The sequence below is a fragment of the Klebsiella pneumoniae genome (genome assembly GCF_000742135.1).
Classification (GTDB): Bacteria; Pseudomonadota; Gammaproteobacteria; order Enterobacterales; family Enterobacteriaceae; genus Klebsiella; species Klebsiella pneumoniae.
Genome location: NZ_KN046818.1, coordinates 1,085,050 through 1,103,341, shown reverse-complemented (window position 1 = coordinate 1,103,341; position 18,292 = coordinate 1,085,050). Strand labels below are relative to the sequence as shown.

General features: G+C 59.4%; 17 protein-coding genes. 5 read left to right on the top strand and 12 right to left on the bottom strand.

Features of this window, described 5'->3' with window-relative positions:
- Window positions 1-18 precede the first annotated feature (18 nt).
- The 9 genes from DR88_RS19825 to DR88_RS19865 all read right to left on the bottom strand — a co-directional run bounded on the left by DR88_RS19825 (window position 19) and on the right by DR88_RS19865 (window position 6,631).
- Window positions 19-1,005 (bottom strand): SIS domain-containing protein, encoded by a 987-nt coding sequence (locus DR88_RS19825; protein ID WP_004147471.1) that lies wholly within the window; start codon window positions 1,003-1,005, stop codon window positions 19-21.
- 64 nt (window positions 1,006-1,069) lie between these two features.
- Window positions 1,070-2,131 carry an SIS domain-containing protein gene (locus DR88_RS19830; RefSeq protein ID WP_004147472.1) on the bottom strand — a complete coding sequence of 354 codons (1,062 nt, stop codon included), beginning with the start codon at window positions 2,129-2,131 and terminating at the stop codon, window positions 1,070-1,072.
- A 17-nt stretch (window positions 2,132-2,148) separates the two neighbouring features.
- A complete protein-coding gene (locus tag DR88_RS19835) occupies window positions 2,149-3,003 on the bottom strand; it encodes a PTS system mannose/fructose/sorbose family transporter subunit IID (RefSeq protein ID WP_004176976.1) in 855 nt (284 codons plus the stop codon).
- A gap of 2 nt (window positions 3,004-3,005) precedes the next feature.
- Window positions 3,006-3,749, bottom strand: coding sequence for a PTS mannose/fructose/sorbose/N-acetylgalactosamine transporter subunit IIC (locus tag DR88_RS19840; RefSeq protein ID WP_002893012.1), 744 nt, complete (start codon window positions 3,747-3,749; stop codon window positions 3,006-3,008).
- 14 nt (window positions 3,750-3,763) lie between these two features.
- Window positions 3,764-4,234 carry a PTS sugar transporter subunit IIB gene (locus tag DR88_RS19845; RefSeq protein ID WP_004176974.1) on the bottom strand — a complete coding sequence of 157 codons (471 nt, stop codon included), beginning with the start codon at window positions 4,232-4,234 and terminating at the stop codon, window positions 3,764-3,766.
- Window positions 4,227-4,661 carry a PTS sugar transporter subunit IIA gene (locus DR88_RS19850; protein WP_002893017.1) on the bottom strand — a complete coding sequence of 145 codons (435 nt, stop codon included), beginning with the start codon at window positions 4,659-4,661 and terminating at the stop codon, window positions 4,227-4,229. Before DR88_RS19850 ends, DR88_RS19845 begins: the two co-directional genes overlap by 8 nt.
- Window positions 4,662-4,908: 247 nt before the next feature.
- Window positions 4,909-5,562 (bottom strand): oxygen-insensitive NAD(P)H nitroreductase, encoded by a 654-nt coding sequence (nfsB, locus tag DR88_RS19855; protein WP_004178896.1) that lies wholly within the window; start codon window positions 5,560-5,562, stop codon window positions 4,909-4,911.
- 119 nt (window positions 5,563-5,681) lie between these two features.
- Entirely contained in the window at window positions 5,682-6,050 is a 369-nt protein-coding gene (locus DR88_RS19860; protein ID WP_002893024.1) for an MmcQ/YjbR family DNA-binding protein, read from the bottom strand.
- Window positions 6,047-6,631 carry a TetR/AcrR family transcriptional regulator gene (locus DR88_RS19865; protein ID WP_002893026.1) on the bottom strand — a complete coding sequence of 195 codons (585 nt, stop codon included), beginning with the start codon at window positions 6,629-6,631 and terminating at the stop codon, window positions 6,047-6,049. Before DR88_RS19865 ends, DR88_RS19860 begins: the two co-directional genes overlap by 4 nt.
- A gap of 179 nt (window positions 6,632-6,810) precedes the next feature.
- On the opposite strand from DR88_RS19865, the gene DR88_RS19870 reads away from it, so the two are divergent.
- Together DR88_RS19870 and DR88_RS19875 are read left to right on the top strand one after the other, a co-directional pair.
- Window positions 6,811-7,926, top strand: a complete 1,116-nt coding sequence (locus DR88_RS19870; RefSeq protein WP_073980601.1) for an MBL fold metallo-hydrolase — start codon at window positions 6,811-6,813, stop codon at window positions 7,924-7,926.
- A gap of 30 nt (window positions 7,927-7,956) precedes the next feature.
- Window positions 7,957-8,298 (top strand): RamA family antibiotic efflux transcriptional regulator, encoded by a 342-nt coding sequence (locus DR88_RS19875; RefSeq protein WP_002893035.1) that lies wholly within the window; start codon window positions 7,957-7,959, stop codon window positions 8,296-8,298.
- Between the two features lie 17 nt (window positions 8,299-8,315).
- On the opposite strand, the gene DR88_RS19880 is transcribed toward DR88_RS19875, so the two are convergent.
- A complete protein-coding gene (locus tag DR88_RS19880) occupies window positions 8,316-8,564 on the bottom strand; it encodes a DUF1158 domain-containing protein (protein WP_002893037.1) in 249 nt (82 codons plus the stop codon).
- Between the two features lie 503 nt (window positions 8,565-9,067).
- On the opposite strand from DR88_RS19880, the gene DR88_RS19885 reads away from it, so the two are divergent.
- The 3 genes from DR88_RS19885 to DR88_RS19895 are packed head-to-tail and all read left to right on the top strand — an operon-like array spanning window position 9,068 to window position 16,029.
- Window positions 9,068-11,791, top strand: coding sequence for a cation-transporting P-type ATPase (locus tag DR88_RS19885; protein ID WP_019704896.1), 2,724 nt, complete (start codon window positions 9,068-9,070; stop codon window positions 11,789-11,791).
- A 52-nt stretch (window positions 11,792-11,843) separates the two neighbouring features.
- Window positions 11,844-12,923, top strand: a complete 1,080-nt coding sequence (locus DR88_RS19890; RefSeq protein ID WP_004147482.1) for an efflux RND transporter periplasmic adaptor subunit — start codon at window positions 11,844-11,846, stop codon at window positions 12,921-12,923.
- A 13-nt stretch (window positions 12,924-12,936) separates the two neighbouring features.
- Window positions 12,937-16,029 (top strand): efflux RND transporter permease subunit, encoded by a 3,093-nt coding sequence (locus DR88_RS19895; RefSeq protein ID WP_032443802.1) that lies wholly within the window; start codon window positions 12,937-12,939, stop codon window positions 16,027-16,029.
- Between the two features lie 348 nt (window positions 16,030-16,377).
- Here the strand turns inward: DR88_RS19895 and DR88_RS19900 are convergent, their stop codons facing one another.
- Entirely contained in the window at window positions 16,378-17,097 is a 720-nt protein-coding gene (locus tag DR88_RS19900; RefSeq protein ID WP_004176956.1) for a phosphodiester glycosidase family protein, read from the bottom strand.
- 47 nt (window positions 17,098-17,144) lie between these two features.
- Window positions 17,145-18,260 carry a YbdK family carboxylate-amine ligase gene (locus DR88_RS19905; RefSeq protein WP_004176954.1) on the bottom strand — a complete coding sequence of 372 codons (1,116 nt, stop codon included), beginning with the start codon at window positions 18,258-18,260 and terminating at the stop codon, window positions 17,145-17,147.
- Window positions 18,261-18,292: the final 32 nt, after the last annotated feature.

Sequence of the window (18,292 nt, the reverse complement as noted above, 5' to 3'; positions counted from 1 at the left end):
TGGCAGGCGGTTAGCGAATCAATATTCGACTTTCCACATATAGCGGCGGGTGGTCAGCGGGTGGTTGCGAGCGGTGGCCAGCGCCAGGTTGTAAACATCCAGTACGCAGTTGTGCAGCAGGCCGCAGAAATATTCGCGCACGCTGGCGTGCAGTGCGTCGATTCCCACCTTTTCCACGTCAATAATCTGCAGTTTTCCCTGGTAACGTTCGATAAAGCGGATCGCGCGATCATCCAGCGGGCGGGTGCGGCCGCTGCTTTTTAATAAAATAAACGGCGTTCCCGTTTCGGTAATCTCAAAGGGGCCGTGGAAATACTCGCCGCTGTGGATGCTGGCGGAGTTAATCCACTGCATCTCCAACAGAATACAGATGGATTCCTGATGCGCGGCGCCGAATGAGGGGCCGCTGCCCATCATGTAGATGACCTTTTCGGTCTTCCAGGCTTCGGCAAAATGGCGCGCATCCGCCTGAACCTGCTGCTGAGCGCCGCGTACCACGGATTCAAAACTGGCAAAGGCGCTGACCATCTCATCGTAATGGGCGTATCCCTCAGTTTGCGCAAGCACTTCCAGCGCCAGCCACAGGCTGTATGCCGCTTTTTGCTGCGTCGGATCGACGGTTTCGGGATAGCGCGCCCAGCAGTATTCAATAGTGTAATCGCTGTGTTCGCACAGCGGCGTGCCGGGGGTATATACCAGTCCAATAGTGGCGGCGCCTTTCTGACGCGCGATGCGGGCGGCTTCCACCGTTTCAGCGGTGTTGCCCTGCTGCGAGGCGAGGATCACTACGCTGTTTTTACCTAACGCGTTCGGCGTCGCATGGACAAATTCATTACTGGTAACATAGCCGACGGCCAGCTTTTTAGCTTCACAATCGAGAAAATATTTCCCCGGCCAGAAACCGGTTAATGAACCACCGCAGCCAACAAACCATACGCGCTCAATGTGCTGCTTAGATAAAATATCGCGAATAATAGTATGTGCGTTTTGATGAGCTATAGACATATTGGTCTCCTTGGGATGTAACGGGTCCTCCGCTGAAACGCGGATAACTTTTACTATGCGTCAATTAATTGAGTTGTTTACTTTTCATTTTCTGGTGGAAATGCGGATCCTTCGGTATTGCGGGATCGATGCCCTTCACTGGCGGCAGTCGGGCACAAACCATTTGTAACGGAATAATATATTCAAAGACCGCAAAGTCGGGATCGTTAATAAATGCGAAGGGCATATTTTTGCCGTTATTTTCGACTTGTGGACCAATGCGATAAATATGCTGAGTCCAGCCGCCAAGTATTTCCGCCAGGCGATCCTGACGCTCATCGGGAAACGGATCGAGCATGATCAGGGTAGAGCGCTCGTCGAAGGCGTTATAGATCCCGTGGATGAACTCCTCAAATTCGTAACCGGCAACCGGACAGCGTAGCGTTTCAAGCATCTTTAGCGCACCTTCCTGAACGGTGCCAAACAGCCTTGCCGGACCGGTCAGGCGAATGTCCGCGCTGTCGATAAGCGGTCGGGCATGATTGAGAACCCACGCCTGCGAGGCCTCAATGAGCGTCGGCAAATGATTAAACGTGGTATCCATGCGGATGAGTAGCGCCTTGCGCTCCTCATCGCTCAGGCGCCGCTGGCGACTGGCGACAGCAAGCCCCAGCAGCATCAGATTAAGTATGGTGCAGTGATACCCTTTGGTTTTGGCGCCAGCCCGCTCTTCTCCACAGGGTACTGTTAAGACCAAATCTGCCGCCCGGTCGATAACGGCTGGCGCTTCCCCGGCCATGGAAGCGGTAAGATGCCCGGCTGCCCGGGCGCGTTCCATTGCGGCGAGGGTAGAGAGGCTGCCGCCTCCCTGAGAAATACCGATGACCAGCGCTTTGTCGCTGAGGGTCAGCGCCGAATCATCCAGCAGAAAAGGCCAGTAGACATCAACGGGTAGCCCGCACCACTGCTGCATAAACGAGCGGGCGGTCAGCGCGCCGTGATAAGAGGTACCGGAGCCGGTCAGGATAATACGCGTGACGCCGCGCTCCGTTAGCGCTTTTGCCGCCTGCCAGAGATCTTCCCGCGTCTGCGTCAGCATAGCGAGCAGACAGGCGGGTGTTTCATTCATATAGTCTTCTACGTGCATAGGTGATATTCCTCTTCTTAAAGCAGGCCTAGCGCGCTGGCCGCCATGCCAAACGCGACGGTTCCTAGCAGGATCCAGTTAATATTGACTCCCTTGCGGATCAACTTGTACATCCCAAGGGTGAAAAGCAGCGGCAGCAGCGAAGGAAGTATTTTGTCAATAAACTCCTGCGCCTTCATGGTGGTCTGCCCGGCGGTAAAGCTGAGCGGGGTGGTGATATCTATCATGCTGGCGGTCATCGCGCCGACGACCATGAGGCCAACAATTGATGCGATATAGGTCACCCGGTCCATAAGGCCGCTTTGGTAAATTCTCATCAGCCAGGTCGTACCCGCCCGGTAGCCGAGCTTCAGGCCATACCAGCGGCACAAAAGATGCGGCAGGTTATAAACTAACAGCGCCAGTATCGGTCCCAGCAGGCTGCCCTGCTGGGCGAAATAGATACCCATCCCGGCGGCGATAACCTTTAATGATCCCCAGAATATGGAGTCGCCGATGCCCGCCAGCGGCCCCATCAGGCTGGTTTTAATCGCGTTTATCGACTCCTCATTAAATTCTGGGTTACGCTGGTTCTCTTCTTCCATGGCAATCGACAGGCCGAAGATAAAGGTCGAGAGATGGGGCGTGGTGTTAAACAGCACCAGATGACGCTGCAGGGCGCGCCCCAGCTCCGTTGGGTCCTGATAGATGCGCTTCAGGGCTGGCGACATTGCGAAGGCATAGCCCATATGCTGCTGGCGCTCGTAGTTCCAGGAGCCCTGTAGCGTAAAGGAGCGCCAGAACACGCTGCGTAAATCGCGGGCGGTGATGCGGCTTGCATCATCGCTTTGCGGCTGGGTAGCGCCAGTCACAGTTTGCGTCATTTCGCTCATGATTAGCTCTCCTGCTGATTAAGATTAAGGAACTGGCTGATGATAAATGCCAACACCACAGCGAACAGCGCGATGGCGATAATATCCAGTTTGGTATATGCCGCTATCAGAAATCCCAGACCGAGGTACGGCATCAGTTTGCTGCTGAGCATCATGCTGATCAGCAGGGCGAAGCCGAGCGCTGGCAGGATCTTACTGGCGACGATCAATCCATTGGTTATCACCGGTGGAATGGCCTCCAGGAACCAGCTTACCGCCGAAGAACCAAGCAGAATGGCAAAAAATACCGGTAGAAATCCGTTTAAAAAATAGAGTAGCGTCGGACCGGCGAGGTGCATCAGGCCGACCATTCGGGTATTACCCTGTGCCGCATAGCGGTCCGCCAGATGACCAAAGCGGGCGTTCACCACGCGCACCAGGATTCCCAGCGTCTGCGCCAGCATTGAGACAGGGATGGCGATGGTGAGCGCAGCCTCTGGACCACGACCGGACATGATCGAAAACGCGGTGGCCAATACGGAGCCGGTCACGATATCTGGCGGGTGCGCGGCGCCGATGGCGACGTTGCCGAGGAAAATAAGCTCCAGCGTAGCGCCAATCAGAATCCCCTCATGTAAATTACCGCAGACCAGACCGGTGAGGGCGCACATCACCAGCGGTCGATCGATCATTGATACCCCAAGCAGGCGGCCATCAAGTATCCCCAGGGCAGCGATCAGTCCGAGTAACGTTGCGGTGAGCAACATAGTGACCTCCGAAGTTAAAGTTGGTCGTTAAGGAGTTCAGCCGAGTGGGCGGGTACCTGACGCATCTCCAGCCGAATACCTTTTTCTTTTAGCGCTCTGCTATGGGCGATTTCCTCTTCGGTCAGATAGATGGCCTTGCCGAATTGTCTTGCCCCTTCCTTCTGTGGCAGACCGCCGTAATTAATTGCGCTAATTCCCGGGACTTTTTCCACTAGCGCGAGGGTTTCCGCAGTATTGCCAAGGACCACCATGACTTTTTTATGATCCAACTTGCCGCTGTTAAGCTTTTCCGCCGCCTGTTCAACGGTGGCGATGTCCAGCGTGACGCCCGCTGGCTTTGCCAGGTTAAGCGACATCGTAATGAAGGCATCCGCCGCGGCTTTGGCGTTGGCGACGATGATATGGTCGATATCCAGCGCTCGGGTCCAGGCAAAAACCACCTGGCCGTGCAGCAGCCGATAATCAATGCGCACGAGTTTAATCATGAGATTCTCCCTGTGGGTCAGAGGATGGTTGTGTTATTAGAGGATTGATGAAAACAATGGATTCACGCGCCGCGCTGGTGGCGTAGATAATCGCGGCCTCGGTAGTGGCTTCTTCGCACAGCAGAAACTCCAGCAGCAGAGTCAGATTGATGCCGGCGACCACGAAAACGTTGCGATGTCGCATCAAGACGCTCACGGCGCTATTGTTGATACTGCCGCCAAGCAGGTCGGTGAAGATCACCACTTCATCACCATTCGCCTGGACGATGAGATGCTCCAGGGTTTGCTCCAGCTGTTCGGTGGTCACGATATCTTCGTCATAGGCGCAGACCGGGATAACGCCGTGTTCGTCGCCAATCAGCAGCGACAAACTGTTCACCAGTCCGCGAGCAAAATGGCCGTGGCTGGCCACATAGATATGTTTCACCCGGTTTCTCCTTCATCCAGATAGCGGTATCTGTTAAGAGCAAAGGGCGTGCCAGAAATGAAAAGTATTATTTATCAATTAATTAAATCGTCTGGTTCACACTAAAGTCGTTATTCCTGGCACAAGCGGGATTATGAGCGCCAGAAACTTGGCACAAACGGCAGAAAAGAGGGGGAAAGAGTGGGTGAAGAAAGTCCCGGGCGAGACGCTGCTGCGCCATGGCCCGGGCGTTCCCGGCAGAAGGGAATTAAATTTCGGTAATGGTCGTCGACTGCGGCAGACGCGACTTCGGCAGGGTAGCGTTGAAATCTTCTACGCTATGGTGGCCGACCGGGACCACCACCAGGCTGGTGTAGCCCTGGGCTTTCAGGTCAAATTCCTCATCGAGGATCGCAAAATCGACCCCTTCAATCGGCACGGCGTCGAGACCCATCGCCGCTACGCCCAGCAGGAAATTGCCGACGTTGAGATACACCTGTTTCGCCATCCACTGATCGTCATCTTTCAGCTCTTTGCGGTGCATATCGGCAAAGAAGGTGCGACCCTTGTGGTTAGCGGCTTTTGCGTCCGGGGTGGCGAAACGGCCATCGGCCTCTTCCTGATCCACCACGCGCTGCAGCCAGGCGTCGTCCATCGCGGTTTTCGCGCAGAACACCACCACGTGCGAGGCGTCGAGAATTTTACGTTCGTTGAACACGTAGGTGCCGCTGGCGGCTTTCGCCACGCGAGCTTTGCCTTCATCGGTGCTGGCGACAATAAAGTGCCACGGCTGGGAGTTGGTGCTAGACGGGCTGTACTGCAGCAGCGTTTTCAGCTGTTCCGCTTCCCCGGCAGTCAGCTTTTTCGTGGCGTCAAAGGCCTTGGTGGAATAGCGCTTCAAAGCGACCGATACGATATCCATAACTCTTCCTCACAGTTTACAGCACCTTACCGGTGCGTTCAGGAGAGGAAGAGTACAGCGAAGATCGCAAAATGATAAGGGTGAAAAATGCGATAACACTTATCGCATTTGGCTGAAAATCAGCGCGGACGCAGGCGCTGCTGGGCCTTTTTACTCAGCTTGTTCACCACCTGATGCCACGAATCGTCAATCAGCTCGGCCAGCAGATCCTCGCTAATATCCTCTCCTGGCACCACCGTGATCCAGTGTTTCTTGTTCATATGGTAGCCGGGTTCGATACTGCGATAAATTTGCTGATTCAGCAGCGACTTCTGCGGCTCGGCCTTGAGATTGACCAGCGCCCGCCCGCGAATAGTCATGGTGATCATAAAGATGCGGCCGTCGACCTTAAACACGTCGTACTCTGGCCCAAAGGGCCAGCAGTGTTCGGTAAACGGGTAGGTCAGGGCGATACGGTGAGCGCAGGGATGCAGCATCTCAGGGGTCATTTGGCGTCCGCCTCATGCAGGGCGTGCCACATGGCTTCAAAGCCGAGGGCGATAATCTCCCGGGCGCGCTGCGGATCGTGGCTGGCGAATTCGATGGTGGTTTCCGCCAGCGACAGAAACAGGGCGTCGCCAAAGGCGCGGTACGCCTCGCTGAGGAATATCTCTTTCACCGACAGCTGGCACATTTCGTTGAGCTCCGGAAAGCTCTCTTTTACCTGGCGGCGGGTTTCGTCGGTGATGCGCTCGCTGAGCGCCATCCGGCGGATCGCTTTGTGCTCCATCGGGTTGCGCACGCCCCAGTCGATATAGCTGTTCCAGATATTGCGCGCGTTCTCTTTCGGGCGCTTCTCGTCCGGATCCAGCCCGGCGATCATTGTGCGCACCAGGCGCAGCTTAATCGCGAGGTACAGCTCGTTGAGCAACTCATCCTTAGTGGCGAAATAGCGAAACAGCGTTCCCTCGGCCACACCGGCGCTGCGGGCGATGGCCGACGTCGAGGCGGCTATGCCGGACTGGGCGAAAGCCGCGGTGGCAGCTTCCAGTAACGCTTGCTTTTTATCTTCACTCTTTGGACGAGCCACTACTTTTTTCCTCACGCAGGTTTAAACAAACCGCCGATCTTGGCACGTCTGACCAGGTCGCTGCAACGGCGGAACGCAAAAATTGAAAATCGTCTTGACGACTTTCATCGCTTTCCTAATAATGAGTGCGTACTCACTCATAATCAAGTTATATCATAAAGCCTCCGGGATGGGGGCTTTTGTCTGGTCAGGATATGAACCGTGTCACTTTCAGCGTGGTCGCCATCATGTTACTCGCAGCAGCAACGACATTGCCGTTTGTTCTTAATGCCGGTTTTGGTAAAGCGCCGCAGGGGGCACAGCTTAGCCAGGTGGAAGCGTCTCCCCACTACCGGGACGGCCAGTTCCATAACCAATTGCCCACGCCAGGGTTCACCGGGCAGAAAAATATGCTGGCGGCGTGGTGGGATTTCCTGATGACCAAACGGGAAAACGCCCGTCCCGCGCAACCGCTGCCGCTGGTGAAGACCGATCTGGCGACGCTGCCCCTCGGGCAGGACGTGATGGTCTGGCTCGGCCACTCCTCCTGGTACCTGCAGCTGGCGGGAAAACGCATCCTGATCGACCCGGTGTTCAGCGATTACGCGGCGCCGTTCTCTTTTATCAATAAAGCCTTCCCCGGCGACTATCCGTGGCGGGCGGAAGGGATGCCGGAGATCGATCTGCTGATCATCTCCCACGATCACTACGACCATCTGGATTACGCCACCATTCGCGCCTTACTGCCGAATATTAAGCGGGTCATTACGCCGCTGGGGGTCGGATCGCATCTGCGCTACTGGGGAATGGACGGGGCGCTGATTACCGAAGCGGACTGGCAGCAGGCGGTACCGGCCAGCGACGAGCTCACCGTCCACGTGCTGCCGGCGCGGCACTTTTCCGGCCGTGGGCTGAAGCGTAACCAGACGCTGTGGGCCAGTTTTCTGTTCGTTACCCCGCAGCAAAAGATTTATTACAGCGGCGACAGCGGGTATGGGCCGCACTTTAAAGCGATAGGCGATGAGTTCGGTCCGGTCGATCTGGCGATCATGGAGAACGGGCAGTATGACCAGGACTGGAAATATATCCACATGATGCCGGATGAAACGGCTCAGGCTGCCGACGATCTGCGCGCTCGCGCGGTGCTGCCTGGGCATGCAGGACGATTCGTTTTGGCGAAACACAGCTGGGATGAACCGTATCAACGGCTGGCGGCTGCCAGCGAAGGAAGGGCCTGGCGTCTGCTGACGCCTGTGCAGGGCGAGCCGGTGTGGGTCGCCGATAAGACGCAATCATTTAACGCCTGGTGGCGCTAAGCGCCAGTGCAGTATCAGAGGAGAGAGCATATGACGATTTCCGCTCAGGTGATTGATACTATCGTCGAGTGGATTGATGATAACCTGCATCAACCGCTGCGTATTGATGATATCGCTCGCCATGCCGGGTATTCGAAATGGCATCTGCAACGGCTGTTTTTACAGTACAAAGGGGAGAGCCTGGGGCGCTATATTCGCGAAAGGAAGCTGCTGCTGGCCGCCCGCGATCTGCGCGACACCGATCAGCGGGTCTACGATATCTGCCTGAAGTATGGCTTCGATTCGCAACAGACCTTTACCCGCGTCTTCACCCGGACCTTCAATCAGCCGCCGGGCGCCTACCGCAAAGAGAACCACAGTCGCGCCCACTGAGGCGCGCCTCTCCTGGTTTACCGCTCGAGGGAAAACCAGCGACGCCACACCCAGCGCAGCACCAGATACTCAATGGCGCCCAGCGCTAAGAACCACAGACAAAACAGCACCGTATAGAGCTGGTTGAGATCCATCATATGGAATGTCTCAACCAGCTTTTGCGCCAGCGTCAGGCCCAGCGAAGGCGCGGGCAACAGCAGACAGGAGAGCAGGGCCAGCAGTAAGATCCCGGCGGCGGAGAGCAGCGTTTCCAGTGGATGTTTCATGTCATGTTAATCATCAGTTAAAAAAACATATTGTCCGGTAAAATAATGCTTAACGCAATATGCTTTGTTTTTTTACTCGCTATAACACGACTATTTTAAATATTATCGCCTGCCTTTCGCTCTCATGTTAATTAATCTGAAATAATTTGTAATTAAGTTAATTGCAGCCGGGTGTAAATTAACGTCATTATTATGCCAGCGCTTTTACAAAACTGTAAGTGCTATATCCCACCAGCGTAGCAATGATGATAGCTAACGCGATGTACAGCGCCAGACGGCGCCCGCGGTAGATTCCAAACATATTTTACCTCGTTTAGTTTTGGTTTATTAATATTCTGTAATAGTTGGTTTGTGGAATTAACTTATCACAAAATTTTTATTTTGCGAAAAATTTAGACTTGTATTGGTTCACATTTTTATCGGCATTTTTGCCCTCTTTTACTTCATTGGCCAGGAATGATTTCAGGCTTTCCGACTCACGGAATTTATAAGGAAAATGTAAATTGACCAAGATGAATAACCCAAAGTTTACGACGCCCTCGGGCGACACCGCGCCACGGCAGGTCTGGCAGCAGACCGTTGACGCAGTGCTGGCGCAGACCAAAAGCCAGGCCGCTGGGTTAAGTTCCGCAGACGCCGCCGAGCGCCTGAATACCTGTGGGCCGAATGCGCTGCCGGAAAAGAAAGGCAAACCGGGCTGGCTGCGCTTTCTCGCCCACTTTAACGACGTACTGATTTACGTGCTGCTGGCCGCCGCGGCGCTGACCGCCATCATGGGGCACTGGGTCGATACCCTGGTGATCCTCGGCGTGACGGTGATTAACGCCCTGATCGGCCATATCCAGGAGAGTAACGCCGAAAAATCGCTGCAGGGGATCCGCAACATGCTCTCCAGCGATGCCCGCGTCCAGCGTAACGGCAAGCATGAGACTATCCCGACGCGCGACCTGGTTCCGGGGGATATCGTTATCCTGCGCGCCGGCGACCGCGTGCCGGCGGATATGCGCCTGATTGAAACCCACAACCTGCGGGTGGAAGAGGCGATCCTCACCGGCGAGTCGACGGTGGTGGATAAAATCACCGACGCGCTGGAGGGCGATCTGCCGCTGGGCGACCGGGTGAACATGGTCTTCTCCGGGACCACCGTCAGCGCCGGCGGCGGCGTCGGCGTGGTGACCGCCACCGGTGCACAGACCGAACTCGGCCATATCAACCAGATGATGGCGGGTATTGAGAAGCACCGTACCCCGCTGCTGGTGCAGATGGATAAGCTCGGCAAAGCGATTTTCGCCATTATTCTCGCCATGATGGTGGCGCTGTTTATCTTCAGCCTCGCGCTGCGGGATATCCCGATGGGCGAGCTGCTGCTGTCGCTGATTAGCCTGGCGGTAGCCGCGGTACCGGAAGGACTGCCGGCGATCATCTCGATTATTCTGTCGCTCGGCGTGCAGACGATGGCGCGCAAGCGGGCGATTATTCGTAAGCTGCCGACCGTGGAAACCCTCGGCGCCATGACCGTGGTCTGCTCGGATAAAACCGGCACCCTGACGATGAACGAAATGACCGTCAAAGCGATCATCACCGCCGACTGCTGCTATCGGGTGGAAGGCGACAGCTACGAGCCGCAGGGGCGGATCTTCCTCGAGGGGAGCGATGAGCCCGTGCAGGTTCAGCCCGGCACCGTGCTGGAGACCTGGCTGCGCACCATCGACCTGTGTAACGACAGCCAGCTTACCCAGGATGAGCGCGGTCTGTGGGGGATCACCGGCGGGCCGACCGAAGGGGCGCTTAAAGTGCTGGCGGCGAAAGCGCAGCTCCCGGCGGTGGAGGCCCGTCTGGTGGCCAAGATCCCCTTTGACTCGCAGTACAAATATATGTCGACCCTGCAGCACATCGATGGCAATGCCCGGGTGCTGATCACCGGTGCGCCGGACGTTATCTTCGCCATGTGCCGCGAGCAGATGAGCCGCCACGGCGCGGTGCCGTTCGAGGCGCAGTACTGGGAAGAGGAGATGGCGCGCTTCGCCCGTCAGGGACTGCGGATGGTGGCGGCGGCCTGTAAGCCGGCCAGCCTTGATGCCACCACCCTCAACCATGAGGACCTGCAGGAGGGACTGATTTTCCTCGGCATCGCCGGGATGATGGATCCCCCGCGTCCGGAAGCCATTGACGCCATCCACGCCTGCCAGACCGCGGGCATCCGCGTGAAAATGATCACCGGCGACCACCCGCAGACGGCGATGAGCATCGGCCAGATGCTGGGGATCACCAACAGCAGCCAGGCCATGACCGGCTACCAGCTGGAGCACATGGACGATGCGGCGCTGGCGAAGGCGGCGGTGGAGTACGACATCTTTGCCCGTACCAGCCCGGAGCATAAGCTGCGCCTGGTTAAAGCCCTGCAGGATAACGGCGAAGTGGTCGGCATGACCGGCGACGGCGTCAACGACGCGCCGGCGCTGCGCCAGGCCGACGTGGGTATCGCCATGGGTATCAAAGGCACCGAAGTCACCAAAGAGGCGGCCGACATGGTGTTGACCGATGATAACTTCGCCACCATCGCCAGCTCGGTAAAAGAGGGCCGTCGGGTCTATGACAACCTGAAGAAGACCATCCTCTTCATCATGCCGACCAACCTGGCGCAGGGGTTGCTGATCATCATCGCCCTGCTGGCGGGGAACATTATTCCGCTGACCCCGGTGCTGATCCTGTGGATGAACATGGCGACGTCGGCGACGCTCTCCTTCGGCCTGGCCTTTGAGGCCGCAGAGCGCAACGTGATGAACCGTCCGCCGCGTAAAACCGGCCAGCATGTGATGGATGGTTTCGCCGTGTGGCGAGTGGCTTTCGTCGGGTCGATGATCGCGATTGCCGCCTTTATCCTTGAGGCCTGGCTGGCACCGCGCGGCCACAGTCCGGAGTTTATCCGCACCGTGCTGCTGCAGATGCTGGTGACGGCGCAGTGGGTCTACATGATCAACTGCCGCAGCAGCGACAGCTTCTCCCTGAGCATGGGTCTGCTGCGCAACAAAGGCATCTGGCTGGTGACCGGCGTCCTGCTGCTGATGCAGCTGGTCATTATCTATGTCCCGCTGATGCAGAGCATGTTTGGTACGGAAGCGCTGCCGCTGCGCTACTGGTTTGTCACTCTGGTCATCGGCGTCGCCATGTTCCTGGTGGTGGAAATCGAGAAGCGTCTGACGCGCCGGTTCCGCAAAACGGCCTGAACAATCTCGCGCGCCTCGCTGCAGGCGCGCGTTACTGTCGCAAGGATCCTCTATGATTAAAACCTTCCGCTTTGCTCTGCTGGCCTGCGGTCTGGTCGGCGGCGCCCTGACGGCGACCGCCGCGCCGGCGGTGCCGGTCCGCGTCGCCACGGTTGAACTGGCTCCTCATGCTGAAGAACGCGCTATCCCCGGGCGGGTCGAGGCGATCCGCGCCGTCGACATTCGCGCGCGCACCGAAGGGGTGATTGTTCAGCGCCACTTCCAGGACGGGCAGTATGTTACCGAAGGCGACCTGCTGTTTACCCTCGACGACGCGCAGCCCCGCGCGGCGCTGGCCCTGGCGCAGGCCGAGCTGAAAAGCGCCGAAGCCTCATTACGTCAGTCGCAGCAGTTGCTCACTCGCTACGAGCGGCTTATCAACAACCACTCCATCAGCCGCAACGACGTCGATACGGCCCGGATGCAGCGCGACGTCGCCGCCGCTGCCGTACAGCAGGCCAAAGCCCGCGTCGAGGCCCAGCAGATTGTGCTCAGCTACACCCGGATTGCGGCGCCGGTGACCGGTCGCGTGGGCCATAGCGCCTTTCACGTCGGGACGCTGGTCAATCCGTCCAGCGGCGTGCTGGTGGACATTGTGCAGTTGGATCCGGTGCGGGTCTCGTTCGCCCTCGACGAAGCCGCGTTTTTCAGCAAAACCGGCCAGCACGCCGATATCCACGCTCTGAAGCAGGCGTGGCTGGCGCAGATTGAGGTTGATGGTAAACGGCGCGACGGGGTGTTGACCTCTATCGATAACCGGATCGACGCCCGCACCGGCAGCGTAGCGGTGCGGGCCGAGTTTGCCAATCCGCAGCACCGTCTGCTGCCGGGCGGCAGCGTGACGATCCTGTTCCGTCCGCAGGAACTGCCGTCGCGGGTGATGGTCCCGGCCGCCGCCGTGCAGCAGGATCCGCAGGGCTTTTTCAGCTGGGTGCTGAAGCCGGACCACACCGCCGGGCAGCGTCGTCTGACCCTCGCGGGGCAGCAGGGGCAGCAGTTTGCGGTCGAGAAAGGGCTGCAGACGGGCGAGCAGGTGATCACCGACGGCGCGCAGCGGTTGCGCGAAGGCGCCGCGGTGCAGGTGCTGAACTAGCTAAGGAGAAGGGATGCTGGCCTTTTTTATCCGTCGTCCGCGATTTGCCATGGTGATCGCGCTGCTGCTGACCTTTGTCGGCGCGGTGTCGCTGAAGCTGATCCCGGTGGAGCAGTACCCGGCGATCACCCCCCCGGTGGTGAACGTCAGCGCCAGCTGGCCGGGCGCCAGCGCGTCAGACGTGGCGGAAGCCATCGCCGCCCCGCTGGAGACCCAGCTCAACGGCGTCGATCATATGCTGTATATGGAGTCCACCAGCTCGGATGAGGGGACGTACCGCCTGAGCATAACCTTCGCGGCGGGCACCGATGCCGACCTGGCGGCGATCGACGTGCAAAACCGGGTGGCGCAGGCGCTGGCGCAGCTCCCGGCGGAGGTGCAGCAGAATGGCGTCCAGGTGCGCAAGCGCGCCAGCAATCTGCTTATGGGGGTAAGCCTCTACTCGCCGCTGGGCACGCTGTCGCCGCTGTTTGTCAGCAACTACGCCAGCACCCAGGTGCGCGAGGCGCTGGCCCGCCTGCCCGGCGTCGGCGAGGTGCAGATGTTTGGCGCCCGGGATTACAGCATGCGTATCTGGCTGCGCCCGGACCGCATGAACGCGCTCAACATCACCACGGATGATGTCGCCCAGGCGCTGCGCGAGCAGAATGTGCAGGGCGCGGCGGGGCAGGTGGGCACCCCGCCGGTATTTAACGGCCAGCAGCAGACGCTGACCATCAACGGGCTGGGGCGACTGAACGAGGCGGCCAGCTTTGGCGAGATTATTATCCGCCGCGGCGCGCAGGGGCAGCTGGTGCGCCTCGCCGACGTGGCGACCATTGAGCTGGGCGCCCGCAGCTACAGCTCCGGCGCCCAGCTGAACGGTAAAGCGTCGGCCTATCTGGGGATCTATCCGACGCCCACCGCCAACGCCCTGCAGGTCGCCAGCGCAGTGCGTGCGGAGCTTAACCGCCTGCACACTCGCTTTCCGGCGGATCTCACCTGGGAGGTGAAGTTTGATACCACCCGCTTTGTGGCGGCGACGATCAAAGAGATCGGCGTCTCGCTGGCGCTGACCCTGCTGGCGGTGGTCGTGGTGGTGTCGCTGTTTCTGCAGAGCTGGCGGGCGACGCTGATCGTAGTGCTGGCGATCCCGGTGTCACTGATCGGCACCTTTGCGGTGCTCTATCTGCTGGGCTACAGCGCCAACACCCTCAGCCTGTTCGCGATCATTCTCGCCCTGACGATGGTGGTGGATGACGCCATTGTGGTGGTGGAGAATGTGGAAACCAAAATGGCGGAAGGGCTGGATCGCCTGCAGGCCACCGCCCAGGCGCTGCGGCAGATCGCCGGGCCGGTGATCGCCACGACCCTGGTGCTGCTGGCGGTGTTTGTGCCGGTGGCGCTGCTCCCGGGGATCGTCGGCGAGCTGTACCGGCAGTTTGCCGTGACGCTCTCCACCGCGGTGGCCCTGTCGAGCCTGGTGGCGCTAACCCTGACGCCGGCCCTCTGCGCGCTGCTGCTGCGCCCGCGTCCTGCCCGGCCAGCGGCGGTGTGGCGGGCGTTTAACCGTCTTCTCGACGGCACCCGCGACGGCTATGGCCGGCTGGTAGGCTGGATGAACCGCCGTCCCTGGCTGGCGCTGGCGGCGACGGTGGCGGCAGGCGCGCTGGTGGCGTTCAGCTTCACCTCGATGCCGAAAGGCTTCCTGCCGCAGGAAGATCAGGGTTACCTGTTTGCCAGCGTGCAGCTGCCGGAGGCGGCGTCGCTGGAGCGTACCGAAGCGGTGATGACCCAGGCGCGCAAGCTGCTGATGGCTAACCCGGCGGTGGAGGATGTGATTCAGGTGTCCGGGTTCAACATTCTCAACGGCACCAGCGCCTCTAACGGCGGGTTTATCTCGGTAATGCTCAAGGACTGGCATCAGCGGCCGCCGCTGGATGCGGTGATGGCGGATATTCAGCGCCAGCTGCTGTCGCTACCGGAGGCGACGATCATGACCTTCGCACCGCCGACCCTGCCGGGCCTGGGCAATGCCTCGGGGTTTGATCTGCGCATCCTGGCGCAGGCCGGTCAGTCGTCGGCGGAGCTGGAGCAGGTGACGCGGGAGATCCTCCAACTGGCGAACCAGCATTCGCAGCTGAGCCGGGTGTTTACCACCTGGAGCAGCAACGTGCCGCAGCTGACCCTGACGGTTGACCGCGACCGGGCGGCGCTGCTGGATGTGCCGGTGGCGCAGATCTTCAGCAGCCTGCAGACGGCGTTCGGCGGCACGCGCGCCGGCGATTTCAGCCGTAACAATCGTGTCTATCATGTGGTGATGCAAAATGAGATGCAGTGGCGCGAGCGGGCTGAGCAGATTAGCGAGCTGTACGTCCGCAGCCGCGACGGCGAGCGGGTGCGGCTGAGCAATCTGGTCACCATTACGCCGACGGTGGGGGCGCCGTTTATTCAGCAGTACAATCAGTTCCCGTCCGTGTCGGTGAGCGGTTCAGCGGCCGAGGGGGTCAGCAGCCGCACGGCGATGGCGGCCATGGAGCAGATTTTGCAGGCCCATCTACCGCCGGGATATGACTATGCCTGGAGCGGGATCTCCTGGCAGGAGCAGCAGACCGGTAATCAGGCGGTGTGGATCGTGCTGGCGGCGGTGGCGATGGCGTGGCTGTTCCTGGTGGCGCAGTATGAGAGCTGGACGCTGCCGGCGAGCGTCATGCTCTCGGTGCTGTTCGCCATCGGCGGAGCGCTGCTCTGGCTGTGGACCGCGGGCTATGCCAACGATGTGTATGTTCAGATAGGGCTGGTGCTGCTGATCGCCCTGGCGGCGAAGAATGCGATTCTGATCGTTGAGTTCGCCCGCAGCCGGCGCGAGGAGGGGCTGTCGATAGTCGACGCTGCGCGCGAGGGGGCTACCCGCCGCTTCCGCGCGGTAATGATGACCGCGGTGTCATTTATTATCGGCATCATGCCGATGATGCTCGCCACCGGCGCCGGGGCGCAGAGCCGGCGGATCATCGGCACCACGGTATTCAGCGGGATGCTGGTGGCGACGATGGTTGGCATCCTGTTTATCCCCTCGCTGTATGTACTGTTTCAGCGTATGCGTGAGTGGGCGCATCGGCGGGGCTAAGCGCGGCGCTACCGGTCGGTAACGGGGATACTCCAGGCTGCAACGACTACCGGGCGGTCCCCTCTCCCTTTGGGAGAGGGGGAGGGTGAGGGTGGGTTTTGCGTTCACGTTGCGTTTGGGCGTGAACCCCGCCTTATCTGCCGACCTCCGGTTCGCTGATTTCAGCGGGAATCAGCCCTGCTGCACGCCCGTAGATTTCAGGAGCCACACCATAGCGAACATACTCTGTAGGCCCGGTAAGCGCAGCGCCACCGGGCAAGGACATCGGGCACGGCGGCAATACCTTGCCCGGCCTGTCGTTAATTTATTCACTCTCCTGGCTGGAATGGCCGCCCCCAAACGCGCCCGCTATTTTCTCTCCACCGTTATCATGGTCACGAACGGATGATACTGCCACGGCACGCTGCCGCCTTTGCGGTACATCTTCGACAGGGTGCCGTCGAGATAAAGCATCTGCCGCACGCCAAGCTTTGACTGCGCATAGCAGGCAAAATCGTAAAAGTTGGTCTCGCGATCGCTGAGCATAAATACCACCCGGCCCTGCTTATCGATACCAACCCCGTTGCGCAGCTTGCGCGAACTGGCGGAGGGCTTCAGTCGCCAGTTGATGACGCCATTTTCAATCAGCATCGGGCCGGACTGCACCGCATAGCGGATGGCGGGAGAGGGTTTGTACGCCGGCAGCGGCACGATTTTCGCCCGGCCGTTTTCCACCAGGAATACGCCGCCGGGGCGGATAAAGAAGTTCCCGCCGCCGGCGGAGCGGTTTACCGGCGTCAGCCGTTTGCCGTCTTCGATATACAGCCCCAGCGGCGCGTAGGCCTTATCGTAAATGCCGCCGTTCATCGCCATCTGCACCCGGCCGTCGCCATCGATACCCGCCAGCAGCGAACGCAGGGAACCCCAGGCTTTGCCGTGCCGATCCTGCCAGTACATCGCAATGCGCTCTTTCTGCGCATCCACCCGATAGCTCTGCAGGGTCAGCGTCGGGTCGGTGAGGGTACAGGCGGCGCTGGCGACGGCGGCCAGGGGCAGCAGCGCCAGAGGGAGCAGGCAACGTAATAACATGGGCAGTCCTTTCTATAGTCTGCGCCGAGTATACCCGCCTCGCTGCCTTATGCCGCCCAAATCTCACAGTGTTTTTGCACCAGCCCGGAAAGCGAACCGCCGTTGGCGATAAAGTCGCGCATCTGCTGCGCCTCGCTGTGCGGCGATTTCGCCTGACGAACCACCGCCTCCAGCGCTGCCGTCGCCTTCAGCTGATGGGCGAAAGGGGCCAGCCGGTCGGCGAGCTGCAGGATCTCCTGGCGGATGCTGCGCTGCTCCCCGCTGCGCACGTCGGTGAGGGTCCCGTCCAGCCCGTAGCGGCAGGCCTGATAGCGGTTAAAGGGGTACAGCAGATAATCATCAGGCTGGTGCTTAAAAGGACGCTCCGTCAACAGCCAGCAGGCCAGGGTCTGAATAAAGCCGGCGATGTGGATCGCCTGGGCAAGGGTCAGGGGGGTGTCCATCACCCGCACCTCGACGGTACCAAACTGCGGGCTGGGGCGAATATCCCAGTGCAGATCCTTCATGCTATCGATCATGCTGGTGTAGCTCAGCTGGCGGAACAGGCGACGAAACCCCTGCCAGTCGGCCACCCACGGCATCGGACCGTTGTCGGGATAGGAGGAGAAGCGGTTCAGGCGCGAACAGGCGAAGCGACTGTCGGTGCTGTCAAACCACGGTGAGGCGGCGTTAAGGGCGATGAAGTGCGGTACAAAGCGCGACAGGCCATGCAGCAGATAGATGGCGTCGTCGCCGCTCTGGCAGCCGACGTGCACATGCTGGCCAAAGACCGTCGCCTGCTGTGCCAGATAGCCAAAATGCTCGACGGTTTTGACATAGCGCGGGTTATCGCTGATTTGCTGGCGCTGCCAGGCATGAAAGGGATGGGAACCGCCGCCGCAGATCTGCAGATGATGGCGCAGCGCCGCGCGCTGGACCGCCTGCTGGATGGCGCTGAGCTGGATTTGCGCATGGCTGATGTCGCGGCACACCCCGGTGGCGATCTCCAACATGCTCTCGGTGATGTCATGTTTGGCTTCTCCCACGGTCAGCTCATGCTGGACGTCGGCAATCAGCGTCGAGGCATCCTGGCTGAGGTCGTAACCCGGCGGGTTCACCACCTGCAGCTCCAGTTCGATACCGAGGGTAAAAGGATCGGAGCGGTGAAAATCGGCTAAAGGCATAGTCTCTCCCGGTCGATGTGTTCCCTGAAGTA

Bases quoted from the DNA above. Each gene is read 5' to 3' on its own strand.
- DR88_RS19825 (WP_004147471.1), bottom strand. From the start codon at position 1,005: ATGTCTATAGCTCATCAAAACGCACATACTATTATTCGCGATATTTTA.
- DR88_RS19830 (WP_004147472.1), bottom strand. From the start codon at position 2,131: ATGCACGTAGAAGACTATATGAATGAAACACCCGCCTGTCTGCTCGCT.
- DR88_RS19835 (WP_004176976.1), bottom strand. From the start codon at position 3,003: ATGAGCGAAATGACGCAAACTGTGACTGGCGCTACCCAGCCGCAAAGC.
- DR88_RS19840 (WP_002893012.1), bottom strand. From the start codon at position 3,749: ATGTTGCTCACCGCAACGTTACTCGGACTGATCGCTGCCCTGGGGATA.
- DR88_RS19845 (WP_004176974.1), bottom strand. From the start codon at position 4,234: ATGATTAAACTCGTGCGCATTGATTATCGGCTGCTGCACGGCCAGGTG.
- nfsB (WP_004178896.1), bottom strand. From the start codon at position 5,562: ATGGATATCGTATCGGTCGCTTTGAAGCGCTATTCCACCAAGGCCTTT.
- DR88_RS19860 (WP_002893024.1), bottom strand. From the start codon at position 6,050: ATGACCCCTGAGATGCTGCATCCCTGCGCTCACCGTATCGCCCTGACC.
- DR88_RS19875 (WP_002893035.1), top strand. From the start codon at position 7,957: ATGACGATTTCCGCTCAGGTGATTGATACTATCGTCGAGTGGATTGAT.
- DR88_RS19880 (WP_002893037.1), bottom strand. From the start codon at position 8,564: ATGAAACATCCACTGGAAACGCTGCTCTCCGCCGCCGGGATCTTACTG.
- DR88_RS19890 (WP_004147482.1), top strand. From the start codon at position 11,844: ATGATTAAAACCTTCCGCTTTGCTCTGCTGGCCTGCGGTCTGGTCGGC.
- DR88_RS19895 (WP_032443802.1), top strand. From the start codon at position 12,937: ATGCTGGCCTTTTTTATCCGTCGTCCGCGATTTGCCATGGTGATCGCG.
- DR88_RS19900 (WP_004176956.1), bottom strand. From the start codon at position 17,097: ATGTTATTACGTTGCCTGCTCCCTCTGGCGCTGCTGCCCCTGGCCGCC.
- DR88_RS19905 (WP_004176954.1), bottom strand. From the start codon at position 18,260: ATGCCTTTAGCCGATTTTCACCGCTCCGATCCTTTTACCCTCGGTATC.